This window comes from Streptomyces sp. Z423-1 (assembly GCF_013009255.1).
In the GTDB taxonomy this organism is placed as follows: Bacteria; Actinomycetota; Actinomycetes; order Streptomycetales; family Streptomycetaceae; genus Streptomyces; species Streptomyces gossypiisoli.
On the sequence record NZ_CP053109.1, the window covers coordinates 921189 to 947392 of the forward strand.

General features: G+C 71.1%; 23 protein-coding genes and 1 riboswitch. Of the genes, 3 read left to right on the forward strand and 20 right to left on the reverse strand.

Annotated features, from left to right (window positions below; translation table 11 throughout):
* Positions 1-18 precede the first annotated feature (18 nt).
* The 8 genes from HJD23_RS04310 to HJD23_RS04345 all read right to left on the reverse strand — a co-directional run bounded on the left by HJD23_RS04310 (position 19) and on the right by HJD23_RS04345 (position 8235).
* Positions 19-1212, reverse strand: a complete 1194-nt coding sequence (locus tag HJD23_RS04310) for a glycine C-acetyltransferase (protein ID WP_171107337.1) — start codon at positions 1210-1212, stop codon at positions 19-21.
* A 46-nt stretch (positions 1213-1258) separates the two neighbouring features.
* Positions 1259-2287, reverse strand: a complete 1029-nt coding sequence (tdh, locus tag HJD23_RS04315; protein WP_171107335.1) for an L-threonine 3-dehydrogenase — start codon at positions 2285-2287, stop codon at positions 1259-1261.
* A gap of 175 nt (positions 2288-2462) precedes the next feature.
* Positions 2463-3038 carry a GAF domain-containing protein gene (locus tag HJD23_RS04320; RefSeq protein WP_171107333.1) on the reverse strand — a complete coding sequence of 192 codons (576 nt, stop codon included), beginning with the start codon at positions 3036-3038 and terminating at the stop codon, positions 2463-2465.
* Positions 3039-3099: 61 nt separating this feature from the next.
* Positions 3100-3750: an ATP/GTP-binding protein gene (locus tag HJD23_RS04325; protein WP_171107332.1), complete on the reverse strand. Its 651-nt coding sequence runs from the start codon at positions 3748-3750 to the stop codon at positions 3100-3102.
* A complete protein-coding gene (locus tag HJD23_RS04330; RefSeq protein ID WP_171111326.1) occupies positions 3728-4099 on the reverse strand; it encodes a DUF742 domain-containing protein in 372 nt (123 codons plus the stop codon). Before HJD23_RS04330 ends, HJD23_RS04325 begins: the two co-directional genes overlap by 23 nt.
* Positions 4100-4101: 2 nt before the next feature.
* Positions 4102-4536 (reverse strand): roadblock/LC7 domain-containing protein, encoded by a 435-nt coding sequence (locus tag HJD23_RS04335; RefSeq protein ID WP_141307228.1) that lies wholly within the window; start codon positions 4534-4536, stop codon positions 4102-4104.
* Positions 4537-4637: 101 nt separating this feature from the next.
* A complete protein-coding gene (locus HJD23_RS04340) occupies positions 4638-6695 on the reverse strand; it encodes an ATP-binding protein (RefSeq protein WP_171107330.1) in 2058 nt (685 codons plus the stop codon).
* Positions 6696-7041: 346 nt separating this feature from the next.
* Positions 7042-8235 (reverse strand): MBL fold metallo-hydrolase, encoded by a 1194-nt coding sequence (locus tag HJD23_RS04345; protein ID WP_171107328.1) that lies wholly within the window; start codon positions 8233-8235, stop codon positions 7042-7044.
* 156 nt (positions 8236-8391) lie between these two features.
* On the opposite strand from HJD23_RS04345, the gene HJD23_RS04350 reads away from it, so the two are divergent.
* On the forward strand, positions 8392-9570 hold the full coding sequence (locus HJD23_RS04350) for a glutamate dehydrogenase (protein ID WP_171107326.1): 1179 nt from the start codon (positions 8392-8394) through the stop codon (positions 9568-9570).
* Positions 9571-9623: 53 nt separating this feature from the next.
* Positions 9624-10241 (forward strand): TetR family transcriptional regulator C-terminal domain-containing protein, encoded by a 618-nt coding sequence (locus HJD23_RS04355; RefSeq protein WP_171107324.1) that lies wholly within the window; start codon positions 9624-9626, stop codon positions 10239-10241.
* A gap of 35 nt (positions 10242-10276) precedes the next feature.
* On the opposite strand, the gene HJD23_RS04360 is transcribed toward HJD23_RS04355, so the two are convergent.
* From HJD23_RS04360 to HJD23_RS04370, 3 genes are all read right to left on the reverse strand, one after another.
* Entirely contained in the window at positions 10277-11062 is a 786-nt protein-coding gene (locus HJD23_RS04360; protein WP_171111324.1) for an SGNH/GDSL hydrolase family protein, read from the reverse strand.
* A gap of 216 nt (positions 11063-11278) precedes the next feature.
* The gene (locus tag HJD23_RS04365) at positions 11279-12256 is read right to left on the reverse strand and encodes a LysM peptidoglycan-binding domain-containing M23 family metallopeptidase (protein WP_171107322.1); all 978 of its coding nucleotides are present in this window, start codon (positions 12254-12256) and stop codon (positions 11279-11281) included.
* Positions 12257-12260: 4 nt separating this feature from the next.
* A riboswitch (cyclic di-AMP (ydaO/yuaA leader) is annotated at positions 12261-12418 on the reverse strand.
* Positions 12419-12726: 308 nt separating this feature from the next.
* A complete protein-coding gene (locus tag HJD23_RS04370; protein ID WP_171107320.1) occupies positions 12727-14796 on the reverse strand; it encodes an alpha-galactosidase in 2070 nt (689 codons plus the stop codon).
* Between the two features lie 204 nt (positions 14797-15000).
* Here HJD23_RS04370 and HJD23_RS04375 point away from each other — a divergent pair, with 204 nt between their 5' ends.
* Entirely contained in the window at positions 15001-15798 is a 798-nt protein-coding gene (locus HJD23_RS04375; RefSeq protein WP_171107318.1) for a tyrosine-protein phosphatase, read from the forward strand.
* Positions 15799-15801: 3 nt separating this feature from the next.
* Here the strand turns inward: HJD23_RS04375 and HJD23_RS04380 are convergent, their stop codons facing one another.
* The 9 genes from HJD23_RS04380 to HJD23_RS04420 form a co-directional block, all read right to left on the reverse strand.
* Positions 15802-15921 carry a DUF6126 family protein gene (locus tag HJD23_RS04380; RefSeq protein ID WP_141307242.1) on the reverse strand — a complete coding sequence of 40 codons (120 nt, stop codon included), beginning with the start codon at positions 15919-15921 and terminating at the stop codon, positions 15802-15804.
* On the reverse strand, positions 15918-16541 hold the full coding sequence (locus HJD23_RS04385; RefSeq protein ID WP_171107316.1) for an XRE family transcriptional regulator: 624 nt from the start codon (positions 16539-16541) through the stop codon (positions 15918-15920). The genes HJD23_RS04380 and HJD23_RS04385 overlap by 4 nt, the downstream gene beginning before the upstream one ends.
* A gap of 90 nt (positions 16542-16631) precedes the next feature.
* Positions 16632-18053, reverse strand: coding sequence for an aspartate aminotransferase family protein (locus HJD23_RS04390; RefSeq protein ID WP_171107314.1), 1422 nt, complete (start codon positions 18051-18053; stop codon positions 16632-16634).
* Positions 18050-20077 (reverse strand): 1-deoxy-D-xylulose-5-phosphate synthase, encoded by a 2028-nt coding sequence (dxs, locus tag HJD23_RS04395; protein ID WP_240980627.1) that lies wholly within the window; start codon positions 20075-20077, stop codon positions 18050-18052. The genes HJD23_RS04390 and dxs overlap by 4 nt, the downstream gene beginning before the upstream one ends.
* A gap of 42 nt (positions 20078-20119) precedes the next feature.
* A complete protein-coding gene (gene ispG / locus HJD23_RS04400) occupies positions 20120-21283 on the reverse strand; it encodes a flavodoxin-dependent (E)-4-hydroxy-3-methylbut-2-enyl-diphosphate synthase (protein ID WP_171133985.1) in 1164 nt (387 codons plus the stop codon).
* A gap of 4 nt (positions 21284-21287) precedes the next feature.
* Positions 21288-22310 (reverse strand): adenosyl-hopene transferase HpnH, encoded by a 1023-nt coding sequence (hpnH, locus tag HJD23_RS04405; protein WP_171113798.1) that lies wholly within the window; start codon positions 22308-22310, stop codon positions 21288-21290.
* 5 nt (positions 22311-22315) lie between these two features.
* Complete coding sequence (locus HJD23_RS04410) at positions 22316-22957, reverse strand: 1-hydroxy-2-methyl-2-butenyl 4-diphosphate reductase (RefSeq protein WP_171113799.1); 642 nt, start codon at positions 22955-22957, stop codon at positions 22316-22318.
* Positions 22954-24963 carry a squalene--hopene cyclase gene (shc, locus tag HJD23_RS04415; protein ID WP_171113800.1) on the reverse strand — a complete coding sequence of 670 codons (2010 nt, stop codon included), beginning with the start codon at positions 24961-24963 and terminating at the stop codon, positions 22954-22956. The genes HJD23_RS04410 and shc overlap by 4 nt, the downstream gene beginning before the upstream one ends.
* Before the next feature lie 118 nt (positions 24964-25081).
* A complete protein-coding gene (locus HJD23_RS04420; RefSeq protein WP_171118709.1) occupies positions 25082-26146 on the reverse strand; it encodes a polyprenyl synthetase family protein in 1065 nt (354 codons plus the stop codon).
* Positions 26147-26204 lie beyond the last annotated feature (58 nt).

A 26204-nucleotide genomic window follows, 5' to 3' on the forward strand; every position in this document is an offset into this window, starting at 1 on the left:
GGGATCGATTCTCTCAGGTCAGCCCGCCAGCTCCGCCCGCGCCGCCACGAACGCGTCCACCGCGCGGTTGACGTCCTCCGTCGAGTGCGCCGCGGACAGCTGGACGCGGATCCGCGCCTGCCCCTGCGGCACGACCGGGTACGAGAAGCCGATCACGTACACGCCCCGCTCCAGCAGCAGCTCCGCCATCCGGCCGGCCCGCGCCGCGTCGCCGATCATCACCGGCGCGATCGCGTGGTCGCCGGGCAGGACGTCGAAGCCCTCCTCGGTCATCCGGCGCCGGAACAGCGCGGTGTTCTCGGCGAGCCGCTCGCGCAGGTCGCCCGCCGACTCCAGCAGGTCGAGCACCTTCAGCGAGGCGGCCGCGATCACCGGGGCGAGGGTGTTCGAGAAGAGGTACGGCCGGGAGCGCTGCCGCAGCAGCGCGACGATCTCGGCGCGGGCGGCGACGTAACCACCCGACGCGCCGCCGAGCGCCTTGCCCAGCGTGCCGGTGATGATGTCGACCCGGTCCATCACACCGTGCAGCTCGGGCGTGCCGCGGCCGCCGGGGCCGACGAAGCCGACGGCGTGCGAGTCGTCGACCATGACCATGGCGTCGTAGCGGTCGGCGAGGTCGCAGATCTCGCGCAGGGGCGCCACGTAACCGTCCATGGAGAAGACGCCGTCGGTGACGATCAGCCGCCGCCGCGCCGACTGCGCCTCCTTCAACTGCTGCTCCAAGTCCGCCAGGTCACGGTTGGCGTACCGGAAGCGGCGGGCCTTGGACAGCCGGATGCCGTCGATGATCGAGGCGTGGTTCAGGGCGTCCGAGATCACCGCGTCCTCCGGGCCCAGCAGCGTTTCGAACACCCCGCCGTTGGCGTCGAAGCAGGAGGAGTACAGGATCGTGTCCTCCTGCCCGAGGAACGCGGACAGCCGCGCCTCCAGTTCCTTGTGCACCTCCTGGGTGCCGCAGATGAAGCGGACGGAGGCCATGCCGTAGCCCCAGCGGTCCAGGGCCTGATGGGCGGCGGCGATCACCTCGGGGTGGTCGGCGAGGCCGAGGTAGTTGTTGGCGCAGAAGTTGAGCACCTCGCCCGGACGGCCGCCCGCCGAGACGTTCACGGTCGCGGACTGCGGGGTGTCGATGACGCGTTCGGGCTTGTGCAGACCGGCGGCGCGGATCTCGTCGAGGGTGGCGCGCAGGTCGTCGCGCACGGAGTCGAACATCGCAAAGCTCCTAGGAAGGCAGTGACTTACGCCGAAGGCGGATGACTTACGCGGTCCAGTCGAGGATGACCTTGCCGCCGCGGCCGCTCGCCGCGTCGGCGAACGCCGTTTCGAAGTCGCGGTAGCCGTACCGGCCGGTGATCACGGGCGCGAGGTCGAGGCCGCCCTCCAGCAGCACCGACATGGCGTACCAGGTCTCGAACATCTCCCGGCCGTAGATGCCCTTGAGGGTGATCATCGAGGTGACGATCCGGGCCCAGTCGACCGGGAACTCCTGCGCGGGCAGGCCGAGCATCGCGATCCGCCCCCCGTGCGTCATGTTCGCGATCATGTCCTGGAGGGCCTCCGCACGGCCGGACATCTCCAGGCCGACGTCGAAGCCCTCCCGCAGGCCGAGGGCCCGCTGCCCGTCCGCGATCCGCGCGTCGCGCACATTGAGGGCGAGGCTGACACCGATCTTGCGGGCGAGGTCGAGCCGCTCCTCACTGACGTCCGTGATGACGACGTTGCGGGCGCCCGCGTGCCGGGCCACGGCGGCGGCCATCAGCCCGATCGGGCCGGCGCCGGTGATCAGCACGTCCTCGCCGACGAGCGGGAACGACAGGGCGGTGTGCACGGCGTTGCCGAACGGGTCGAAGATGGCCGCCACATCGAGGTCCACCGGCACGCGGTGCACCCACACGTTGGTCGCGGGCAGCACGACGTACTCCGCGAAGGCCCCGTCCCGTCCGACCCCGAGTCCGATCGTGGCCCGGCACAAGTGGCGTCGCCCGGCCAGGCAGTTGCGGCACTTGCCGCACACCAGGTGGCCCTCCCCGCTGACCCGGTCGCCGAGGTCGATGTCGGTGACATCGCGGCCGGTGTCGACGACCTCGCCGACGAACTCGTGCCCGAGGACCAGCGGGGTGCGGATCGCCTGCTGCGCCCAGCCGTCCCAGGCGTGGATGTGCAGGTCGGTGCCGCAGATGCCGGTGCGCAGCACCTTGATCAGTACGTCGCCGGGTCCGACCTCGGGTTCCGGGATGTCCATGAGCCGGAGCCCGGGTTCCGCATTGTCCTTGACCAGCGCCTTCAACGGTACGGCTCCTGACCGTGAGATCCCGCCCGCGGGCATGCCGAAGAAGCCCCCGGACGGGGAGAGGAGTGGAATCGCACAGCAATCTGCCGTACGCCGCCGCCCTGGTCCATCGAGGATTTCTTAACCGCCGCCGCAGGTTTCCTTCACGCCCCCGGCCTGGCGTTCACCGTGGTCAGAGCGGGAGCCCGCCGGTCTCGGGGGATTCGAGCCGTACGACGAGATCCGCGGCCGTCGCCTTGATGGTCTCCAGACCGGAGCGCCCCCAGGGCCGGGGCGAGGCATCGGCGACGCAGATGGTGCCGAGCACCATGCCCGTGGTGTCGATGAGCGGCGCGCCGAGATAGGAGTGGATGCCGTACTCGTCGACGACCGGGTTGCCCGCGAAGCGCGGATAGTCGCGGACGTCCTCCAGCACCAGCGCCTTGCGCCGGACCACCACATGGGGGCAGAACCCGTGGTCGCGGGGCATGCAGCGGCCCATCACCGGCCGGGTCCCGTCCTGCTTGACGACGAGTCCGACGTCGGGCGCGTGCAAGCCGGCGAAGAACTGGCCGCTGACGTGGAGGAAGTTGACCATGGCGTACGGCGCACCGGTCAGCGTCGCCAGATGGCTCGCGAAGGCGTCGAGGGCGGGCTCCGGACGCTCCCCCAGGCCCAGTCGCCGCAGCCGCCGTGTTCGCTCGGGCGCCTCCTTGTCCTCGGGGGTGAGCAGCAGCCGACCGGCCGGGCGCGGCGGGTCGTACCTCATGGCAGGGTCCCGTCGCTGTGGGCGTACGTCATATGCAGCTCCGTTGCGGTGTGTGCGGGTGTCACATGTGGGCGCCATGGCTCGGCGCGGGGGTGACGGGTGCGTGGGCGATGAGATGGCGTACGAGGGTGAGCAGGGTCTGGACGCCGGAGGCGGAGATCCGGGCGTCGCAGCACACGACGGGGATCTCCGGGTCGAGGTCGATGGCGGCGCGCACCTCCTCGGGGTCGTAGCGGTGGCCGCCGTCGAACTCGTTGACGGCGACGATGAATCCGAGGCCGCGCTCCTCGAAGAAGTCGACGGCCGCGAAGCAGTCCTCCAGGCGCCGGGTGTCGGCGAGGATCACCGCGCCGAGAGCGCCCTCGCAGAGCTCGTCCCACATGAACCAGAACCGCTCCTGGCCCGGCGTGCCGAAGAGGTACAGGACGTGGTCCGCGTCGAGGGTGATGCGGCCGAAGTCCATGGCCACCGTCGTCTCGACCTTGTTCTCGATCCCGTCGAGGTTGTCGGTGGCGGCGCTGACCGTGGTGAGCAACTCCTCCGTGCTGAGCGGCGCGATCTCGCTGACGGCACCGACGAAGGTCGTCTTGCCGACCCCGAACCCGCCCGCGACCAGGATCTTGAGCGCGGTGGGGAACGGGTCGGCGCCGTCGTCGTAGCCGGAGTCGTAGCCGGAGCGGTAGTCGTGGTCAGAGCTGTCGTCGTAGTCCATCGAGCACTGCCTCCAGAAGGGCCCGGTCCGTGGGGTTGTGGTGGAACTCCGGGGGCTTGGTGGTGAGCACCCCGCAGTCGACGAGGTCCGACAGCAGCACCTTGGTGACCACCGCCGGCAGCTTGAGGTGGGCGGCGACCTCGGCGACCGAGACGGGTGCCCGGCACAGGTCGAGTGCCTGGGCGTGTTCGGGGCCGAGGTAGCCGAAGGGGGTGGCCCCGGTGGCCCTCACTTGCGAGATGAGGTCGAGCGCGACGGTGGGGCGGGTGCGGCCGTTGCTCACCGTGAACGGGCGCACCAGCCGTCCGGCCGCGTCGTCGAGCCAGGGCCCGTCGCCGGCCGCCGTCACGCTCAAGGCCTCATCGCCGTGGGTTCGACGGACTGCTGCCGGGGAGCGGTCACCAGGTAGGGGCGGACGCTCTTGACCAGCATCGCCATCTCGTAGCCGAGCACCGCGGCGTCGGCTTCGCGGCCGGCCAGCACGGCGAGGCAGGTGCCGGAGCCCGCGGTGGTGACGAACAGCAGGGTCGAGTCGAGTTCGACGACGACCTGCCGGACCTCACCGCCGTCGCCGAACCGGACCCCGGCGCTGCGGCCGAGGGAGTACAGCCCGGAGGCCAGGGCGGCCATGTGGTCGGCGCTGTCGGGGTCGAGGCCGTGCACCGACTTCACGAGCCCGTCGCTGGAGAGGAGCACCGCGCTGGTGGTGTGCGGTACGCGCTGCACGAGGCCGCTCATCAGCCAGTCGAGATCGGATACATGGCCGGTGGGGGCATCGGTCGCCATGGTGGATCGACTCCTTGGGATACGAAGGTCTGCGGGCGCGCCCGTGGGTGCGCCGACGGTCATTGCGGTGGGGGTGACGACGGCTGAGGCAGCTGCGGTGGTCATCCGGCTGGCCCGCTCCCGTCGTGCCGGGCGGGGTGGTCAGGGGTCATACGGGCGGCCTCCATGTGCGGGGGCGCGTCCACGTGCGTTGGCTCCATGTGCCGTCCATCCATGGGTGAGGGCGCGCCTGTATGCGTCCTATCCATGGGCGGGGTAGCCCCCGTACGCGTCCCATCCATGTGCCGTCCGCCCGTGTGTCGCACGTCCATGTGCGGTACGGCCATGGGGAGTTGCGTCGGCATGGGGGTCACGCCTGTGGGGCGGGCGTCCGGTGGGGAGGCCGGGGGCGTGTGGTGGCGCTCCATGCGCGGGGGCTCCAGGTGCGGGCGCTCCATGCGCGGCGGCGTGTGCGGGGACTCCTGGTGCCCGGACCCCGAGTGCCCGGATGCCGAATTGCCGGACGCCGAATTGCCGGACGCCGAATTGCCGGACGCCGAATTGACCGACCGTGCCTGCTGCTGGGCCTCGGCGAGGCCGATGCCGCGCTGGAACGCCGCCATCAGGCCGGGGTCGTGGCCGACGAGGTCCTCGGCGTCCTGGCGGGGTGCGGGGCCGCCGCGCAGTTGGGGAGCGATGTGCTGCTGGGCGCGACGCCGGGGCAGTTGGGGCTTGCCCATGGTGCCGCGGACGGTGCCGGTGGGCGGCGTGGGTGGTGCGCCGGTGTGGTCCTCGACGGCCGGCCGGTTTTCGGACCGGATGCCGGGTACGGCCTCGGCCGGGTTGGGCCGCTCCTCCCGAGCGCCGCGGACCGGCAGGGGCGAGGGTCCGGTGGCGGTGGACGCCGGTGCCGTAACGGCGTCCGGTGCGGGCTGGTGGTGCTGTGGGGGCGGGGCGGGGCGGGAGGTGTCGGGCCGGCTGCCGAGCAGCGCCTGCGGCACGACGAGGACGGCCTGGACACCGCCGTAGATGTTGGTCTGCAGGCGGACGGTGATGCCGTGTCGCCGGGCGAGCTGGGAGACGACGAACAGTCCGATGCGGCCGTCGGCGAGCAGGCGGGCGACATTGACCTGGTCGGGGTCGGTGAGCAGGGCGTTCATCTTGTGCTGCTCGGCGACGGGCAGACCGAGGCCGCGGTCCTCGACCTCGACGGCGAGGCCGGAGGTGACGAGGTTGGCGCGCAGCAGCACCTGGGTGTGCGGGGCGGAGAACACCGTGGCGTTCTCGACGAGTTCGGCCAGCAGATGGATCACGTCGGCGACGGCGTGGCCGCGCAGGGTGCCGTCGATCGGCGGCACCAGGCGGACGCGCGAGTACTGCTCGACCTCGGCGATGGCCGAGCGCAGCACCTCGGTCATGGAGACCGGGTTGCTCCACTGGCGGCGGGAGACGGCGCCGCCGAGCACGGCGAGGTTCTCGGCGTGGCGGCGGATGCGGGTGGCGAGGTGGTCGACGTGGAAGAGGCCCTTGAGCAGGTCGGGGTCCTCGATCTCGTTCTCCAGCTCGTCGAGGATCGCGATCTCGCGGTGCACCAGCGACTGAAGGCGCCGGGCGAGGTTGACGAACACTTCCAGCTTCTGTTCACTGCCGGCCTGGCTGGAGAGCTGGGCGGCCTGCACGACGGCGGTGACGGCGCCGTCGTGCGCCCGGGCGAGGTCGGCGGCGAGCAGCTCGAAGTCGTCGGCGTCCTCGGGCGGACCGCCGCGCGGCTTGCGCGGCGGCGGCACCTCGCCGCGGCGCAACGCCTCGACGAGGGCGCGGAGATCGGCCTCACGGCGGGCGCTGCTGCGGCGCAGCGCGCCGACCCGTTCGTGCACGCCCCGGGCGGCCCGGCCGGCGGCGACCACGGCGATCGCGATACCGACGAGCGTCACGCAGACGGCGCCGGCGAGTACGGCCCACAGGGTGAGGCTGGTACGGGCGCCGGTGGAGCGGACGGTGAACAGCACGGCCGCGCACGCGCTGAGGGCGACCGCGACCGGGGGCAGTACGGCGAGACGCAGCAGCTGGGGCCGTATGTGGGCCTCGGGCAGCGAGGGAACGGGGTGGGCGACCGGCCGTCCGTGCCGCCCGCCCTCGCGGCGGTCTGCGCGTGCGGCCGGTGCGCGGAGGTGTGACATCGGGCGTCCTCGTACTGGTCCATCGGTCGGAGGCCGGGGCAGGCCCGGTCTGCGCGATTCGGGCATGCGGCGGCGCGGTGCCGGTCGACGACGCCGAAGAAATCGGCCCTGCGTCGCCCGACGGACACTCACAGTAGTCGCCAACGCAACATGTGCGGTGGGCAGTTGACAAACTCCCACGGGGAGCGTCCTGCTCTGGTATGAGGCCTCGTACGACAGACCGATAAGCGCGTCGGGGCGATGACGCAGGTGTCGTAAGAGATCGATCCGACCTGCTCAGAACCAGTCACATGCGGTATTGCGACCGAAGGCCGCAATACAAGAAGCCGGACGTGAGGAGTGGCCGCTACCGGTCGCCCGCGAGGTCGCGGTCGCCGAGGGCGGGAGGCGCGGCGTCGGCGCTCGCGGTGGGGAGCCAGTGACGGGCGACGGGTGCGGAGACCGTGCGCCACCAGGGGTCCACCGGAAGCTGCCCGGCCGGCTCGAAGGGCTCGCCCGGCCGCGGCAACGCCACCGCCGCTCCGGCCGCCTCGGCGGCGTCCTTCGTCCACTCGCCGGGCTCCGCCCACGCGTGCGGCGCCAGGTTGAAGGTCCCCCAGTGGATCGGCAGCAGCACACCCGACGCGGCTTCCCCGCGCTGGAGGTCCAGATGCGACCGGACACCCTCGTCGGGAAGCATGTGGATGTCCGGCCAGAACTCGCTGTACGCGCCGATCTGGATCATCGTGGCGTCGAACGGGCCGTGGTCGGCGCCGATGTCCTGAAAGCCCTCGAAGTACCCGGTGTCACCGCTGTGGAATATCCGGTGCTCCTCCCCCGCGACGACCCAGGACGCCCAGAGCGTGTGCTGGGTGTTGCGCAGGCCGCGGCCGCAGAAGTGGCGGGCCGGGGTGGCGGTCAGGGTGAGCCCGCCGACCTTGGCCGACTCCTGCCAGTCCAGCTCGCGCAGCCGGTCGGCGGACACACCCCAGTGCTCGAGGTGGGCGCCGACGCCGAGCGGCACGGCGAACAGCGTGTCCGTGCCGGCCAGCGTCTTGATGGTGGGCATGTCCAGGTGGTCGTAGTGGTCGTGCGAGATGACGACGACGTCCACCGGGCCGAGCGCCGTCAGGGGCAGCGGCACCGGGTGCAGCCGCTTGGGCCCGGCGAAGGCGAACGGCGAGCAGCGCTCGCCCCATACGGGGTCGAAGAGCACCCGCTGTCCGTCGATCTCCGCGAGGACGCTGGAGTGGCCCAGCCAGGTCAGGCGGAGGCCGGTGGCGGGCGGCCGGGCGAGGTCCGCGGCCGTCGTGGTGTGCAGGGGCACCGCGCCGTGCGGGGTACGGCGGTTGCGCGCGTCCTTGTCGAAGTAGGTCTTCGCGAAGTCGAGCGCCGCACCCGACGGCCGGATCCGCGAGGGGCCTCCGGGGTTCTGGAAGACACCGTCCCGGAAGTGGGGCGATCTGCGGATGCGCGCCATGCGCTCACCGCTCGGCTCCGCGCCGAAGGCCGCGGGCTGCAGCGCGCGGAGCCCGGAGCTCAGGGAACGGGAACCGGCCACGATACCTCCAGGGGGAGTCAGTGTGGCCTCCATTATGGTCCGCCCCACTGACACCACCCGCCGCCCATGCCCGATACTGACTCATGATTCAGTAAGTGCTGCCCCGTAAGACCGCTCACTCATCGCTCGTCCATGCCTCGGCCGCAAGGAGCTTCCGTGACCGCCCCCCTTCTGTCGCTCACCTGGACCGACCACATCACGGGCCGCCAGGGATTCCTGGTCGTCGACCGGCTGGTGCGCGGCGTCGCCAGCGGCGGGCTGCGGATGCGCCCGGGCTGCACGCCGGCCGAGGTGGCCGGGCTCGCCCGCGGGATGACCGTGAAGGAGGCCCTGCACTACGACCCCGAGGCCCGTTACGTCCCGCTCGGCGGTGCCAAGGGCGGCATCGACTGCGACCCCCGGGACCCGGCGGCGTACGGACTCCTGGTGCGCTATCTGCGCGCCATGCGGCCGTACATCGAGACCTTCTGGACCACCGGCGAGGACCTCGGGCTCACCCAGGACCTGGTGGACCGGGCCGCCGCCGAGGTGGGGCTCGTCTCGTCGATCCAGGCGGTGTATCCGCTGCTGGACGACGAGGCGGCGGCCCGGCGGCGGCTCGCCGACGCCTTCGCGGTGGAGGTGGACGGCATCGGGCTCGGCGAGCTGGTCGGCGGCTGCGGGGTCGCGGAGTCGGCGCTCGCGGCCCTGGACCGGGCCGGCGTCCCGCGCGCGGGCACGCGGGTCGCGGTGCAGGGCATGGGCACCATGGGCGGTGCCACGGCACGCTTCCTCACGCGCGCGGGTCTCACGGTCGTGGCCGTCACCGACATCAAGGGCACGATCGCCAACCCGGCGGGCCTCGACATCGACGCGCTGCTCGCCGCGCGGGACGCCTACGGCACGGTGGACCGCGCCGCGTTGCGGCCCGGCGACCGCGAACTGCCCGGCGACGCCTGGCTTTCCGCCGACGCCGAGGTGCTGGTGCCCGCCGCCGTCTCGTACGCGGTCGAGGCCACGAACCAGGAGCGGATCACCGCCCGCTGGATCGTCGAGGCGGCCAACATGCCCGTCGTACCGGAGGCGGAGGCGCTGCTGACCGCGCGCGGGGTCACGGTCCTGCCCGACGTGGTGGTCAACTCCGGGACGAACGCCTGGTGGTGGTGGACCCTGTTCGGCGACATCGGCGCGGACGCGGACGAGGCGTTCGCGCACACCCGGCGCTCGATGCGCGCCCTGACCGACCTCGTGCTGGCGCGTGCGGCGACCGACGGAACCACGCCGCGTGCCGCCGCGCACGCCGTCGCAGAGGACCGGCTCCCGCTGCTCGCGGAGCGCTTCGGGTCGTACCGCTGAGGGGGACGTCACCGCCCGGCCATGGTCCGGACGTGGCCCGTTAGGGTGACGGGGTGGCGAGAGTGCGGTTGAGCGTGGCGGAGCGGCGCGAGGAGTTGTTGCGCGCCGCCGTGGAACAGATCGAGGCGCGGGGCGTGGCGGCGGTGCGGATCGCCGATGTGGCGTCCGCGCTCGGTGTGAGCAACGCTCTCGTGCTGTACCACTTCTCGACGAAGGAGAAGCTGGTCGCCGCCGCGTTCGCGTACGCGGCCGAGGACGATCTCGCCCATCTGGGCAAGCTGCTCGGCCGGCGCACGACGGCCCTGCGCCGGCTGCGGTCGGCGGTGCGCTGGTACGCGCCGACGGGCCAGGCCAAGGGCTGGCGGCTGTGGATCGAGGGCTGGGCGGCTGCGCTGCGCGAGCCCGCGCTGCGGGCGGTCACCCGGGACCTCGACAAGCGGTGGAAGGCGGCCATCGCCGAGGTCATCGCCGAGGGGGTGGCGGCCGGAGAGTTCCGCTGCCCCGACCCCATGGGCGCGGCCCTGCGCCTGACCGCCCTGCTCGACGGGCTCGCCGTACAGCTGACGTCCTACGCGGGAGCGGTGTCACGCGCGCGTGCGCAGGAGTGGGTGGACGAGGCGCTGGCCCGGGAACTGGGACTGGCGGATGTGCCGGCGGCTCAGCAGCAGTGAGCCGCCGGCACCAAGGGGCCGCCGGTGGAACGGCCTCAGGCCACCGACGCGATCCGCATCTTGATGTCGTCCGGCGACAACGTGCCCTTGGCGGTGACATGGTCGCCCGACGACTCACCGCGCAGCCGTCGGCCGATCCACGGCACCAGGTACTCGCGCGCCCAGTGGACGTCGTCCCGCCGCACGTCGAGGGTGCCGCGCGGCGGCCGCGGCGGCCAGGGCTGCTCGGGGTCGGCGGGGACGGCGAGGCCGAGTGCCTGACCGGCGCGCAGCGCCACGCGCGTGTGCCCCTCGGGCGAGAGGTGCAGCCGGTCGTCGTCCCAGGCGCGGCGGTCCTGAACGGACTTGAGCGACCACAGGTCGAGCACCGGGCAGCCGTACCGGTCGGCGATGGCCCGCACATGCCCGTTGTAGGTGGCGATCTTGCCGCGCAGGTGCCTGAGCAAGGGGACGCCCCGGGTGTCGAAGCCGGTCGTCACCAGCACGGTGCCCACGGCGTCGGTCAGCGCGGCGACCGCCCGCTCGAAGCGCTCGGCCACGTCGTCCGGGTCGGTGCCCGGGCGGATGATGTCGTTGCCGCCCGCGCAGAACGAGACCAGGTCCGGGGCGAGTTCGATGGCCTGCGGAACCTGGTCCGCCACGATCTGGTCGAGCAGCTTGCCGCGCACGGCGAGGTTGGTGTACTGGAAGTCGCCTTCGGGTCGGCGGTCCGCGAGCAGTACGGCGAACCGGTCCGCCCAGCCGACGAACGCCCCGTCGGGGCCGGGGTCGCCGACGCCCTCGGTGAAGCTGTCCCCCACCGCCACGTACGACCCGATCACTGATCTGCTGTCATTCTTCGAATCGTCTCCCACGTCGGGACATCATTCCCCTTCGAATGTGACCTACGCGACCGTAGGAAGGGGTTGACGGACGGTGACAAAGGCCACGGCCAAAGGATTGGTCAACTGCGGAATAAGCCCCGGTGACCGAAGACCCGCCGAAGGCCGGACCCGGGGATCGGGGTCCGGCCTTCGATGGTGTGAGCGGCGCGCGCGTCAGCCGATGGAGACGCCCTTCGACCGCAGGTAGGCGACCGGGTCGATGTCCGAGCCGTAGTTCGGCGTGGTGCGGATCTCGAAGTGCAGGTGCGGTCCGGTCGAGTTGCCGGTCGAGCCGGAGAGGCCGATCTGCTGGCCCGCGCTCACGCTCTGGCCGCTGGAGACGGAGAGCGCGGACAGGTGGGCGTACTGCGCGTAGTACCCGTCGGCGAGCTTGATGACGACCTGGTTGCCGTACGCGCCGGCCCAGCCCGCGGAGACGACCGTGCCCGCGCCGACGGCCTTGAGCGGGGTGCCGCTCGGGGCGGCGAAGTCGACGCCCGTGTGGTAGCCGCTGGACCACATGCTGCCGGCCACGCGGTAGGCGGTGCCGACGGCGGCGCCGTCCACGGGGGCGGTGAAGCCGCTGACGGTGCTGGTGTCGGCGGCCTGGGCGGAGGCCTCGGAGGAGGCGGATTCGGACGATCCGGACGACTGCGCCGCGGACTCGGAGGCGTTCGAGGACTCCGTCGTCTGCGCAGACGCCGCCGACTTGGGCGAAGCGGCGGAAGCGGACGACGGCTTGCCGCTGCTCGTCGCGGCCTTCTTGCCGATCGTGAGCTTCAGGCCGGGGTGGATGAGCGACGGGTTCTCGCCGACGGCCTCACGGTTGTCCTCGTAGAGCCGCTGCCAGCCACCGCTGACGTTCTGCTCGTCGGCGATCTTCGAGAGGTAGTCGCCGACCTTCACCGAATACGTCCGCACACCTGCCTTCGTGGCGGCGGACTTCTTTTCGGCGGCCTTCTGCTGGACGGCCGTCTTCTGGGTCGGGACCGACTGAACGGCCTTTTCCGCGGTGGACTGGGGAGTGGCTGCGTGGGCACCGGCGGCCCCCATGAGCGGGAGGGCGAGTGCGGCGCCACCGGTTCCGGCGACGGCGATGGAGCGGGTGAAGCGCTGGGTCTTCGGACGGCGGTGCTTACCCTTCGCGGGCATGGCGAATTCCTCTCCGGCGCCTGCGAGGTGAGCTGTCGGGTGCGGACTGGAGATGTCCGGCCGCGCCGAAACGCGGCTTTACCCCGAGCCGTTCCGGAGACCGGAACAGGCGGTTCTACCTGTGGGTCCCCCGCTCCTGCCGAACACGGGTGAGTTTGCGCGGGCACCGGGCGGCGGCAGGATTCGGCGTTCCGCCCGGATCGGTGTGGAACGTAAGCGAGCCAAGACGCACGGGACAAGCAAGAGGTTGCGCAGGAACGCCGTTTTCGTGATCCGTTCACCCGAATTCCGGTCACACTGCGTGCATTACGGCGCCGCCGTTTTCCGTAAAGACCCTTGAAAACCATGCGAATTACGTGAACATGACGAGCGACGCTGGGTCACAGATATGACGCTGCTCACGTGACCCTGCTCCAGGCTCCTTTATTCCAGAGCGAGTTGGAATGAAGAGGCTAATTCGGACAGAAGGCTCAGATGCGACGCAGCCGGAAAACAGCCGCATCAAGGTCGCCCCGCAATTCCGTACGCAGTCCGTGATGCAGCAATACGGCACCTCGGTGCACTTCGCCCGTTTCACGGCATTCGTACGACGCTGCCGGATCCAGCCCGCGCAACCGCAGCGCCGGGAGGGGTTCCCCGTAGCTCTGCGCCTGAAGCCAGGCGAGGACGACGGACTCGTCACCGCGTACGTACTGCACGGCACTGAGCCCACCGGCCGGCGGCCGCAGCCGGTAGAGGTCGCCGTGCTGCACGAGGGGCCGGATCTCCTTGTAGAGGGCCACCCAGTCCCGCGCCTCGGCCAGCTCCTCGTCGGTCCACTGCATGAGGTCGCCGCCGACGCCGAGCACCCCGGCCATGGCACTGACGAAGCGGAAGCGCAGTGTGCTGATCCGGCCGTTCAGCTGGGTGTTGGGGCTGTCGGTGACCCAGGCGGCCATCACGCGCGCGGGATGGATCTGACTGAAGCCGTGCTGGATGGCGAGCCGGTCGAGCGGGTCGGTGTTGTCGGAGGTCCACACCTGGTCGGTGCGGCTCAGCACTCCGAGGTCGATCCGGCCGCCGCCACCCGAGCAGGACTCGAAGGCGACGCCCGGGTGCGCCGCCCGCAGGCGGTCCAAAAGGGCATAAAAGGCACGTACATGGTCGACCCACAGCCGCTGCGGGTAGGGCTCGCCGGGCCACCCGGCATCCGTGAAGCAGCGGTTGAAGTCCCACTTGACGTAGTCGATGCGCGCACTGGAGAGGAGTGCGTGGAGCTGCTCCCAGAGGTACTCCTGGACATCCTCCCGCGCGAGGTTGAGTACGAGCTGATTGCGCATCTCTGTCCGCTTTCGTCCCGGCTGGAACTGCACCCAGTCGGGGTGGGCGCGGTAGAGATCACTGTCCGGGTTGACCATCTCGGGTTCCACCCAGATCCCGAACTGCATCCCCAGGGCGTGCACGTCGTCGGCGAGCGGCTTGAGACCGGCCGGGAAGCGGTCGGGGTTGGGTGTCCAGTCGCCGAGCCCCGCGCGGTCGCTGGTGCGCGCCCCGAACCAGCCGTCGTCGACGACGAACAGCTCCACGCCGATCGCCGCGGCCCGCCGCGCGAGCGCCCGCTGCTGCTCCTCGGAGATGTCGAACTCGGTGGCCTCCCAGGAGTTGAACAGCACCGGCCGGTCCCGCTCGGCGTCGGGCACGACGTACGCGCGCTGGTAGGCGTGCCACGCCCGGCTGGCCCCGCCGAAGCCGCCGTCGCTCCACAGGCCGGCGAAGACGGGCGTGGTGAAGGACTCCCCCGCGGCCAGCCGCAGCAGCCCCGAGTCGTCATAGCCGGCGCCGCCGGTGATCTGCACGCGCGCGTCCGGCAGGTGCGCCACCGCGATCCGCCACGAGCCCGACCAGCCGAGGGCGCAGCCGTACACCTCGCCGCGCTCCTCGGTCGCGTCGGCGTCCAGCGCCACCCACGACAGGTGTTGGTGCCCGGTGTGACCTCGGCGGCTGCCGATGACCTTCTCGCCGTAGGTGAGATACGACCGGGTCAGCCGGGACTCGGCCGCCCACCGGCCATGCAGCTGGGACAGCCGCCACTGGTCGCGGTCCGGCAGGGTCCAGGTGGCGGAGTCGGCGCGCAGCACCTCGACCACGGGCCCGTCGTTGTGCAGGGTCACCCAGCGCTCGACGACGTCGTCACGCATCCGGTAGTGCAGCGTGATCGCCAGCCCCGCGTCCCGGAAGCGCAGGCGCAGCTCGTCGTCGCCGGTCTCGTACGTCTCGAAGGTCCACTCGGTGCCGCGTCGCTCGTCGGTGCGCACGGACAGGGCGGGGCGGACGAAGCGGGGGCCTCCTTCGATCGGGTACTCCTCCCGTCCGTCGAGCGGGGACTCGAAGGGCCAGTGGTCCGGCAGCGGGCGCACCGCGAGGGCTTCGGCGTCGGCGAGTGCGATCCTGGGGCCCCAGTGCAGATGCAGCAGCTCGTCGTTCTCAGTGAGGTGCACGGCGTAGCTGCTCGTGGGCCCGGACAGCAGCCACGTACGCTCGTTCCCGGCGATCTCGACCATTCAGTCCTCACAGATTCCGACAGGTCCGCTCAAGCACCAACATCATCAAGGGCGGGGAGCCCCCGGGGCAATGCCTGTGGACAACTCCCCCAACTCCCCGTGACCGCCTGTGGACAACTCATTGGCCGAGGAATCCGTGCCGTATCGTCGGGGGACGTGCCCGTCGACGAGCCGCGCCGGCGGGGCCGATGGGAGGGAGCCCCCGTGACGCAGCAGGTGCCGTCGACCGAGCCGGAGCTGGCCGGAGTGCGCAACTTCCGTGACGTGGGCGGACTGCCGACCGTGGACGGGCGCCGGGTGCGACACGGGGTGCTGTTCCGCAGCGGCCACCTCGCGCACGCCACCGCGGACGACGCCGCGTTCCTCGCCTCCCTTGGGCTGCACACGATCTTCGACTTCCGCAACGCCGCGGACCAGCAGCTGGAGGGCCCGGACGTCGAGCTGCCGGGCGTGCGCAACGTCAATCTGCCGCTGACGGACCCGGCGGACGGCGCCGAGTTCTGGAAGATGGTCCGGGACGGCGACGTGGAGCAACTGCGCGGGATTCTGGCGGACGGCAAGGCCGCGGACCGGATGATCAGCTCGTACCGCGTGATCATCAAGGAGCGCACCGCCGAGCACTCCCAGGTGCTGCACGCGCTCGCCGAGGACAGCGTCCCCGCGCTGATGCACTGCGCGGCGGGCAAGGACCGCGCCGGACTGTCGATCGCCGTCACGCTGCTCGCGCTGGGCGTGGAGCACGAGGCGATCCTCGCCGACTATCTGGAGTCCAACGCCAAGCACCGCCGCTACAAGGTGCACCGCAGCGGCAGCTCCGACTCCGCCTACTCCCCGGAGGTCATGGAGCTGCTCAGCCCGCTCTTCGACGCGCGTGCCGAGTATCTGACGGCGGCGATCGAGACCATCGAGGACACCTGGGGCGGTGTCGACACGTATCTGGAGCGGGGCCTGGGCGTCGCCCCCGACACCCGGGAGCTGCTGCGCGAACGCCTGCTCGACTGAGCCCTACTTGGCCCCCGCCTCGAACAGCAGGTAGAGGAAGGCGGCGAAGAGGTGCCCCGCGACGACGTAGATGACCAACCGGACCCAGATGGCCCGGGGAAGCTTCTGCTCGTAGTCGCTCATGGTGTGTCTCCCGTGGTGGGGCCGAGGCACAGCGCGGCCGTGGGGCTCTGCAGCAGGGTGTGGACGAAGAGAAGGTCCACCCCGCCCCGGTCCTGGGCGGCGAGGCGGTGCGGGGTCAGCGAGTCGAAGTGGGCGCTGTCGCCCGGGCCGAGCTGGTGCGCGGCGTCCCCGAGGCGCAGCCGCAGCCGCCCCTTGAGGACGTACAGCCACTCCTCACCGGGGTGCACCCGCACGATGTCGCCCTGCGAGCCGTACGGCACATGCACCCGCAGGGCCTGCATGCCCCGCCCGGGCGCGCCGGCCTGCCAGTACGTCCAGCCACCCGCGCCGGTCGGTTCCATGTCGGCGGCGCGCACGACGGCGTCCCGGTCGGCGACCGTCTCGCCGAGCAGCTCCGAGACAGTCGTACCGTAGACGCGGGCGAGCGCCAGCAGCATCGGCAGCGAGGGCTGGCGCTGCCCGGTCTCCAGCCGGGACAGATGGGCGGGCGACAGCCCGGCGTCACGGGCGGCGGCCTCCAGGGTGAGGGAGGCCCGGCGGCGCAGGGCGCGGAGCTGCGGGGCGACCACCGGCAGACCGCCGGCCGGCTCGGCCCCGGGCTCGGAGGCGGAGGAACTCATGCCTCCATTCAGCCGGAGGATTGCCTCTCAGGCAATTTCCTTGCCTCAGAGGCAAACCCGCTGGCCCGCAAAACCCCCAGACCGCTTCGCTCAGCGGTTGGCCACCGCCTGCTTCACCAGCGTCTTCCCGAAATCCCACACCAGCCCGCCCCCGCTGTGTGCGTCGTCCATCACCGCCGTGAAGGCGTCCACGAACCGGTCCACCTCCCGCTCCCCGACGATCAGCGGCGGAATCAGCTTGATCACCTCCAGATGGTCGCCGGAGACCTGGGTGAGGATCCGGTGCCGCTTGAGCAGCGGTACGACGACCATCTGCGCGAACAGCCCCTTGCGGGCGGCTTGCAGCATGGCCCAGCGGCTGCGCAGCTTCAGCGACTGGGGCCGCCCGAACTCGATGCCGATCATCAGCCCCCGGCCGCGCACGTCCGCGAGCATCTCGTACTTGTCGATCAGCGCGGCGAGCCGGGACCTGAGCAGCTCACCGGTGGCCCGGACGCCGGCGACGATCTGCTCGTTCTCCATGACGGACAGCACCGCCAGACCGGCCGCCATGGCCTGGGCGTTGGACCCGAAACTGGCCGAGTGGACCAGGACCCGGTCCATGGACGAGTAGACCTTCTTGAAGATCCAGTCCTTGCCGAGCGTGGCGCCCACCGGCACATAACCACCGGACAGCGCCTTCGCCACGCAGACCAGGTCCGGCTCGACGCCCTCCTCGTGCTGGTAGGCGTAGAAGTCGCCGGTGCGGCCGAGGCCGGTCTGCACCTCGTCGGCGATGAGCAGCGCCTTGTGCCGGTGCAGCAGCTCCTGCGCGGCACGCAGATAGCCGGGCGGGGCCTCGTGCACGCCCTTGCCCTGGATCGGCTCGACGATCAGCGCGGCGACGTCGCCCCGCTTCAGCTCCCGGGCGAGTGCGTCGAGATCGCCGAGCGGTACGGCCGTGTCCGGCAGCAGCGGGGCGAAGCCGTCCCGGAAGCCCGGCTCGCCGTTCACGGACAGGGAGCCGGTGGTCAGGCCGTGGAAGGCGTGCGCGCAGTACAGGACCCTGGGCCTGCCGGTGACGAACCGGGTGAACTTCAGGGCGGTCTCCACGGCCTCCGTACCGCTGTTGCCGAAGAACACCCGGTCCAGGTGCGGGCTGTGCGCGAGCAGCCGCTCGGCCAGCAGCCCGGGCAGCGGCTGGCAGTCGAACCGGGTGAGGTCGGCGAGCTGGGCGTCCAGGACGTCGTGCAGCGCCTTGCGGACGACGGGGTGATGGCGGCCCAGGCCCATCACCCCGAAGCCGGCGAGCATGTCCAGGTAGTCGTTGCCGTCCGCGTCCCAGAAGTAGGCGCCCTCGGCCCGCTCGTAGACCTTGTCGAAGCCGATGGTGTGCAGCATGCGCGGCAACTGGTGGTTGAGGTACCGGGCGTGCAGCTCGTAGCGCTCGGCTCCGCGCGCGGCGAGCAGCGCGCCGAGGTCGAAGCCCCCGTCGGACGCCGAGGGTTGGGACGCGGGTTCCGCGGTGGTCATGGGTGGCTCTCCTTGGACAGCGATTCCTCGGCGACGGTCGCCTTGGAGGACTGCTCCCGAACGACCGTCTCCTTGGACGACTGCGCTGGTACGACCGTCTCCTTGGACGGCTTTTCCGGTACGACCGTCTCCTGAGTCGGCACAGCGGACCGCTCCTCCCTGACCGCCAGGCTCGCGCTGATCCGCCCGGCGATCTCGACCGGCGTCAGACCGATGTCGGCCAGCACCTCGCCCCGCTTGGCATGCGACAGGAACTGCTCCGGAATGCCGAACCGCCGTACCGGCACATCCACGTCGGCGTCGCTCAGCGCCAGCGCCACCGCCGCGCCGACCCCCGACGCCCGGCTGTTGTCCTCGACCACGGCCACCAGCCGGTGCGCGGCGGCGAGGCCGGGCAGCGCGGGATCGACGGGCTTGACCCACCGCGGGTCCACCACCGTGCACCCGATCCCCCGGGCTTGAAGCAGCTCGGCGGCCTGCAGACACACCGGCGCCATGACCCCGACCGCGACGAGCAGCACCTCCGGCGCCTCCGCCCGGTGCAGTACGTCGATGCCGCCCACCCGGTCGATCGCGGGGACGCACGGCCCCACCGACTCCTTCGGGAACCGCACGAGCGTGGGCGCGTCGTCGACGGCGACCGCCTCCCGCAGCTGCGCCCGCAACTGGTCGGCGTCACGCGGCGCCGCGATCCGCAGGCCCGGCACGACCTGGAGGATCGACATGTCCCACATGCCGTTGTGCGAGGGCCCGTCGACACCGGTCACCCCGGCCCGGTCCAGGACGAAGGTGACGCCGCAGCGGTGCAGGGCCACGTCCATCAGGAGCTGGTCGAAGGAGCGGTTGAGGAAGGTGGCGTAGACGGCGACGACCGGGTGGAGTCCGCCGGTGGCGAGCCCGGCCGCGGAGACGGCCGCGTGCTGCTCGGCGATCCCGACGTCCCAGACCCGGTCCGGGAACCGCTCGGCGAACTTGGCCAGGCCCACCGGGTGCAGCATGGCCGCCGTGATCGCCACGACGTCCTCCCGCTCCTCACCGATCCTCACCATCTCGTCCCCGAACACCGACGTCCAGGACGGCCCGTTGGAAGGCGCGAGCGGCTCGCAGGTCAGCGGGTCCATCACGCCGACGGTGTGGAAGTGGTCCTCCTCGTGCGCGAGGGCGGGTTCGTAACCGCGGCCCTTCTCGGTGAGGCAGTGCACCAGTACCGGCCCGTGGAAGCGTTTCGCACGCCGCAGCGCCGACTCGACGGCCTTGACGTCGTGTCCGTCGATCGGGCCGACGTACTTCAGGCCGAGGTCCTCGAACATTCCCTGCGGCGCGAAGGCGTCCTTGAAGCCCTTCTTGGCGCCGTGCAGCGCCTCGTAGACGGTGTGCCCGACGACCGGCGTGCTCAGCAGTACGTCCTTGCCCCAGGCCAGCACCTTCTCGTACGAGTCGGTGGTGCGCAGCGCCGCGAGGTGGTTGGCGAGGCCGCCGATGGTCGGGGCGTAGGAGCGTTCGTTGTCGTTGACGACGATGATCAGCGGCCGGTTCTTGGCGGCGGCGATGTTGTTCAGCGCCTCCCAGGCCATGCCGCCGGTCAGCGCGCCGTCGCCGATCACCGCGACGACATGGCCCTTCTCCCCCTGGACCTGGCGGGCCTTGGCGAGCCCGTCGGCCCAGCCGAGTGCGGTGGAGGCGTGGCTGTTCTCGATGACGTCGTGCTCGGACTCCTCGCGCGAGGGATAGCCGGACAGGCCACCCTTGCCGCGCAGCTTCGAGAAATCCTGACGTCCTGTCAGGAGTTTGTGTACGTAGCTCTGGTGGCCGGTGTCCCACAGGATGCGGTCGACCGGTGACTCGAAGACCCGGTGGAGCGCGATGGACAGTTCCACCACGCCCAGGTTGGGCCCGAGGTGGCCGCCGGTCCTGGCGACCGCGTGCACCAGGAACTCCCTGATCTCTTCGGACAGTTCGTCGACTTGCGCCTCGGACAGCGCCTTCAGATCGCGTGGTCCCCGGATGGTCTCCAGAATCGACACGCTCGGGCCCCCTCTCGGTCCGTGCCTTGCGTCAGCTCACAGTCACTGCCGGTTTCCCCGTGACGTCGGGGAGCCCGTCGCTGCCCCGTCCCGCTCCAACTGCTCGGCGATCTTCATCGCCTCTTCGATCAGCGTCTCCACGATCTTCGACTCCGGAACGGTCTTGATGACCTGGCCCTTGACGAAGATCTGCCCCTTGCCGTTGCCGGAGGCGACCCCCAGGTCCGCCTCCCTCGCCTCGCCGGGCCCGTTCACCACACACCCCATGACGGCGACGCGCAGCGGCACCTCCATGCCGTCCAGCCCGGCGGTGACCTCGTCGGCCAGCCGGTACACATCGACCTGTGCGCGCCCGCAGGACGGGCACGACACGATCTCCAGCCGCCGCTGCCGCAGCCCGAGCGACTCCAGGATCTGGATGCCGACCTTGACCTCCTCGGCGGGCGGAGCGCTCAACGACACCCGGATGGTGTCCCCGATCCCCTGCGAGAGCAGGGCGCCGAAGGCGACCGCCGACTTGATCGTCCCCTGGAAGGCCGGACCGGCCTCCGTCACGCCCAGGTGCAGCGGGTAGTCGCACTGGGCGGCAAGCTGCCGGTACGCCTCGATCATCACGACCGGGTCGTTGTGCTTGACGGAGATCTTGATGTCCCGGAAGTCGTGCTCCTCGAAGAGCGAGGCCTCCCACAGCGCCGATTCCACGAGGGCCTCGGGCGTGGCCTTGCCGTACTTCTGCAGCAGCCGTTTGTCGAGCGATCCGGCGTTCACGCCGATTCGGATCGGCGTGCCGTGGTCCCGGGCCGCCCGGGCGATCTCCTTGACCTTGTCGTCAAACTGTTTGATGTTGCCGGGATTCACCCGTACGGCCGCACAGCCGGCCTCGATCGCGGCGAACACGTACTTCGGCTGGAAGTGGATGTCGGCGATGACGGGGATCTGCGACTTGCGGGCGATGGTCGCGAGGGCGTCCGCGTCGTCCTGCGTGGGGCAGGCCACCCGGACGATCTGGCAGCCGGAGGCGGTGAGCTCGGCGATCTGCTGGAGGGTGGCGCCGATGTCGGACGTACGGGTCGTCGTCATCGACTGCACCGACACCGGTGCCCCGCCCCCGACCGCCACCGGCCCGACCTGGATCCGCCGCGACACGCGCCGCTCGGCGATCGGCCGCGCCGGTACCTCGGGGACGCCCAAGGGGATGGCGGTCATGGCGTCACTCCCGGTTTCCGGAGACCGTCTCGCGCATGGCGCGCAGCGACTCCTTCAGCGACCCCATCGTGGCGAGGACGGCGGTGGGCTCGTAGCCGCAGTGCGCCATGCAGTTGGCGCAGCGCGGGTCCTTGCCCCGGCCGTACTTGTCCCAGTCGGTGTCCTCGATCAGTTCGCGGTACGTCGACACGTACCCGTCGCTCATCAGGTAGCAGGGGCGCTGCCAGCCGAAGAGCGAGTAGTTCGGGATCGCCCACGCGGTGCACGGGAAGTCGACCTTGCCTTCCAGGAAGTCCAGGAAGAGCGGCGAGTGGTTGAGCCGCCAGCGGCGCCGGTTGCCGCCCGCGAAGGCCTTCTTGAACAGTTCGCGGGTCTGCTCCACGCCCAGGAAGTGCTCCTGGTCGGGCGCCTTCTCGTAGGCGTAGGCGGGCGAGATCATCATCTCGTCGACCTTGAGGTCGTCGTTCAGGTAGTTGAGCACCTCGATGACGGTCTGCGGGGTGTCGGTGTTGAAGAAGGTGGAGTTGGTGGTGACCCGGAAGCCGCGCCGCTTGGCCTCCTTGATGGCCTCCACCGCCTCGTCGAACACGCCCTCCTTCGCGACCGACTCGTCGTGCCGCTCACGCAGGCCGTCGATGTGCACGGCGAACGCGAAATAGGGCGAGGGCTTGAAGTTGTCCATCTTCTTGCGCAGCAGCATGGCGTTGGTGCACAGGAAGACGTATTTCCGCTTGGCCACCAACTGCCGTACGATCTCGTCGATCTGAGGGTGCATCAGCGGCTCGCCGCCCGCGATCGACACCATCGGCGCACCGGACTCCAGCACCGCTCCCACGGCCTGCGCGACCGGCATGCGCTGCTTCAGCACCCCGGCGGGGTGCTGGATCTTGCCGCAGCCCTCGCACTTCAGATTGCAGGCGAACAGCGGCTCCAGCTCGACGATGAGCGGGAACTTGTCACGCCTGCGGAGCTTCTGTTCAGCCAAGTATGTAGCGACCTTGATGGACTGGCGCAGCGGCATGGCCATCGGGCTCACCTCCTGGGGAGCAGTACATTACGGTGCCATTCAAAGAATGCGGGAAGAATGGAACGAAGAACGCGGAAAGCCGATATTCCACCGCGCACCGTGCCGATTCGGACGAGTTCATGTTCTGGAGCGTCCACGACCACCCGGACGGCCGCAACCGGACGTGCTCCCGCACGCCCGGCGCTCAGCAGCGTTGCCGCCGACTCCATGTCGACCGCGATGGCGCCGGTGGCCAGCAGGTCGGACCGCTCCTGACCGCGCACGACGTGGTCGGAGCCGGTGACCGGGCCGGTGTGGACGGTGCGGCCGGGCACCGCCCGCCCGAGTTCCTTGACGAGCAGCTCGGTGCCCACGCAGGGCGTGGTGCCGCGCGGGTCCCGGGTCTCCTCGGCGACGACCAGGTCACCGGGGTGCATGCCGTGCGCCAGCCCCGCGCAGAAGCCGGTGGCCAGCACGGCGGCCCCGGCGAGTGCCGGGTCGGCCAGCGCCCGCTCGACGGAACGCTCGGCCGCGCCGGGCCCCATGCCCGTCCGCAGCACGGTCACCGGCCCACCCGCGCCACCACGCTCCCCCAGCCGCAACGCCAGCCGCTCGATGCCGAGCGCGCAGGCGATCAGCAGCGGCGCCGGAGCGGACGGGGAACTCATGCGTTCCCCTTGGCCTCGGCGAGTGGTTTCCGAGCGAACGGCTCGCCGTGCACATAGCGGCCCAGCGCCGTGAGCGGAAAGACCTGACGGTACAGGTGGTAGTTGATCGAGAAGTCCCACGGGAACCCCGTCCCCGTGAAGTACGGCTCGTCCCAGGAGCCGTCCTCCCGCTGGGTCGCGGCCAGCCACTCGATACCGCGTTCGACGGCCTTGGAGTCCCGCTCCCCCGCCGCCAGCAGCGCCATCAGCGCCCAGGCGGTCTGCGAGGCGGTCGAGGCGCCCTTGCCGCTCCACTCCTTGACGTACTTGTACGAGCGCAGGTCCTCGCCCCAGCCGCCGTCGTCGTTCTGGACGCTCTCCAGCCAGGTCACCGCCCGCCGGATCGCCGGGTGGGAGCCGGGCAGGCCGGCGGTGGTCAGCGCGGGCACCACCGAGCCGGTGCCGTAGACGTAGTTGACGCCCCAGCGTCCGAACCACGAGCCGTCCGGCTCCTGTTCGGCGAGCAGCCACTCGATGCCGCGCCGGGTGCGGGGGTCATGGCTGAGGCCCTCCACCGCGAGCATCTCCACCACGTGCGCGGTGACGTCCGCGCTCGGCGGGTCGATGACCTCGCCGAAGTCGCAGAACGGCAGCCGGTTGGGGAACGGGCTGGTGTTGTCGACGTCGAAGGCGCCCCAGGCCCCGTTCTTCGACTGCATGCCGAGGTTCCACCGCACCCCGCGCGAGATGGCCTTCTCCACCCGCTCCGGGTCGTGATGCCGTACGCGGCGCAGTGCGAGGACGACCTCGGCGGTGTCGTCGATGTCGGGATAGTTGTCGTTGTGGAACTCGAATGCCCAGCCTCCCGGCGGCAGTTGCGGCCGCCGCACGGACCAGTCGCCGGGCCGCACGATCTGCTCCCCCAGCATCCAGTCCGCCGCCTTGACGAGCTGCGGATGGTCCGCGGGCACCCCGGCGTCGACGAGCGCGATGGTCGCCAGGCAGGTGTCCCACACCGGCGACTGGCAGGCCTCGATCATCCGGGCCCCGTCCTCGCGCCACACGGCGAAGCGGTCCAGCGACTCCAGCCCGGCCCGCATGACGGGGTGCTGAAGGTCGTAGCCGAGCAGATGCAGCGCGATGACCGAGTACACGGCCGGTGGCTGGATACCGCCCCAGCAGCCGTCGTTCTCCTGCCGCTCGATGATCCAGCGCGCGGCCGAGCGCATCGCCGCCTTGCGCAGTTTCCTCGGCACCATCTTGCGCACGGCGTGCAGGCCCTTGTCGAGCCGCTGGAAGGCGCCTTGCCAACTCGCCGCGGGAGCCAGCGGCTTCGCCGGATTCGGGTGGTCCGGATCGGTGTGCAGCTCGTCCAGCGGGAAGGGCGCGGGCCGCACCGGGCGCTTCGCGGAGACGATGGTCAGCGGGACGATCGTCTGCCGGGCCCAGCAGCCGAAGTCGTAGATGTTGAGCGGCACCCACTTCGGGAAGTAGATGAGTTCCGGCGGCAGTTCGGGCAGGTCCTCCCACTTCCACCAGCCGAACAGGGCGAGCCAGATCCGGGTGAAGACACGGGCTGCCGCGATACCGCCCTGGGCACGGATCCGCTCGGCCGCCTTCGCCATGTGCGGCGCGTCCGGCGCGTCGCCGGCCAGGCGCAGGGCGACGTAGGCCTCGATGGTGGCGGAGAGTTCGCCCGGTCCGCCGTAGAAGGTGGCCCAGGTGCCGTCCTCACGCTGCTCGCCGCGGATGAAGAGGGCGGCGGCGCGGGTCGTGGACTCGTCGCGGATACCGAGGAACTGACGGAGGAGCAGGTCCTCGGCGTCCATGGTGACGTTGGTCTCCAGGTCGCCCTTCCACCAGCCCTGGGCGTCCTGCCGGGCGAGCAGGAAGTCGGTGGCGCGCAGGGCGGCGCGTACGGCGGCTTCGTGGACCCCGGCCGCCACCGGGGTGGTGCTGTCGGTTTCGCTGGCCGCGTCGGCGCGGGGCGGCAGTGCCCCGGTGCTTCCGTCGGTCGTCGCTGTCATGGCTTCCCCTTCGTGCAGTGCTGCGGTGGTGCGTCTGCTGTGGGTCCGCCGTCGGCCGGTGCGCATCCGATCGCGACACCGGCCGGCGACTACGCGAGGGCTATTCGACCGATAGTGATCATCTCTTTCGTACGACGACGAAGTCGGCGAGAGCCGTGAACTGGGCCCGCACCCGGTCGGGCATGTCGACGGCGTCGAGGGCTTCGATGGCGATGGTGTGCTGACGGCGTGCTTCCTCGGCGGTCCAGTCGCGGCCGCCGGCCTCCTCGATCAGGGCGGCGCGGGCCGCGAACTCCTCCTCGGAGAAGTTCGCGAAGTCGCTGCTCTTGGCGTCCGCGGCGAGCAGTTCCCCGAGCCGCTCGGAGGCGCTGCCCCCGGCCGCGAGCGCGGCCACGACCGGCAGGGACTTCTTGCGCTGGCGCAGATCGCTCCAGGTCTGCTTGCCGGTGGCCTCCGGGTCGCCCCAGACGCCGAGGAGGTCGTCGACGGCCTGGAAGGCCAGGCCCAGGTGGTAGCCGTACTTCTCCAGGGTGTCGGCGGTGCGGTCGTCCGCGCCGCCGAGCACGGCGCCGATGGAGCTGGCGCAGGCCAGCAGAGCGCCGGTCTTGTTGCCCTCCATCTCCAGGCACTCCTCGACGCTGACGCGGTCACGGTGCTCGTAGGAGATGTCCTGGGCCTGGCCGTCGATCAGGGCGCGGGAGGCGGTGGTCAGACGGCGGGTGGCGCGGCCGGCCTCGACGGTGCCGAGTTCCAGCAGGATCTCGTTGGCCAGCGCGAACAGGGCGTCGCCCACCAGGATGGCCTGGGCAGGGCCGTGCACCTTCCAGACGGTGTCGCGGTGCCGGCGCTGTTCGTCGCCGTCCATCAGGTCGTCGTGCAGCAGCGAGAAGTTGTGCACCAGTTCGACCGCGACCGCTCCGGGGATGCCGACCTCGGGTGCGCGTCCGGTGACCTCGGCGGACAGCACGGCGAGGGCGGGGCGCACGGCCTTGCCGCCGTCGCCGTCGGCGGGGTTGCCCGCGGCGTCGATCCAGCCGAAGTGGTAGGCGGCGACCGTGTCCATGGGAGGTGCCAGGCGGTCGACGGCCGCCCGCAGTACCGGTGTGGCCAGGGTCCGGCCGCGCTCCAGGAGCGCGGTCACGTCCACCGCGGTCTCTCGAGCGGCCTTCGAGGCCGGGGGCACAGTGGGCACAGTCTCTCCTCTTGTTGCGGTACCGGAGGTGCGGGGGCCTGCCGCGTGC

Coding starts and splice junctions, on each gene's coding strand:
- HJD23_RS04310 (WP_171107337.1), bottom strand. CDS start 1,212: ATGTTCGACTCCGTGCGCGACGACCTGCGCGCCACCCTCGACGAGATC.
- HJD23_RS04320 (WP_171107333.1), bottom strand. CDS start 3,038: ATGAGGTACGACCCGCCGCGCCCGGCCGGTCGGCTGCTGCTCACCCCC.
- HJD23_RS04325 (WP_171107332.1), bottom strand. CDS start 3,750: ATGGACTACGACGACAGCTCTGACCACGACTACCGCTCCGGCTACGAC.
- HJD23_RS04335 (WP_141307228.1), bottom strand. CDS start 4,536: ATGGCGACCGATGCCCCCACCGGCCATGTATCCGATCTCGACTGGCTG.
- HJD23_RS04340 (WP_171107330.1), bottom strand. CDS start 6,695: ATGTCACACCTCCGCGCACCGGCCGCACGCGCAGACCGCCGCGAGGGC.
- HJD23_RS04365 (WP_171107322.1), bottom strand. CDS start 12,256: ATGCCCGCGAAGGGTAAGCACCGCCGTCCGAAGACCCAGCGCTTCACC.
- HJD23_RS04370 (WP_171107320.1), bottom strand. CDS start 14,796: ATGGTCGAGATCGCCGGGAACGAGCGTACGTGGCTGCTGTCCGGGCCC.
- HJD23_RS04380 (WP_141307242.1), bottom strand. CDS start 15,921: ATGAGCGACTACGAGCAGAAGCTTCCCCGGGCCATCTGGGTCCGGTTG.
- HJD23_RS04385 (WP_171107316.1), bottom strand. CDS start 16,541: ATGAGTTCCTCCGCCTCCGAGCCCGGGGCCGAGCCGGCCGGCGGTCTG.
- HJD23_RS04390 (WP_171107314.1), bottom strand. CDS start 18,053: ATGACCACCGCGGAACCCGCGTCCCAACCCTCGGCGTCCGACGGGGGC.
- ispG (WP_171133985.1), bottom strand. CDS start 21,283: ATGACCGCCATCCCCTTGGGCGTCCCCGAGGTACCGGCGCGGCCGATC.
- hpnH (WP_171113798.1), bottom strand. CDS start 22,310: ATGGCCATGCCGCTGCGCCAGTCCATCAAGGTCGCTACATACTTGGCT.
- HJD23_RS04410 (WP_171113799.1), bottom strand. CDS start 22,957: ATGAGTTCCCCGTCCGCTCCGGCGCCGCTGCTGATCGCCTGCGCGCTC.
- shc (WP_171113800.1), bottom strand. CDS start 24,963: ATGACAGCGACGACCGACGGAAGCACCGGGGCACTGCCGCCCCGCGCC.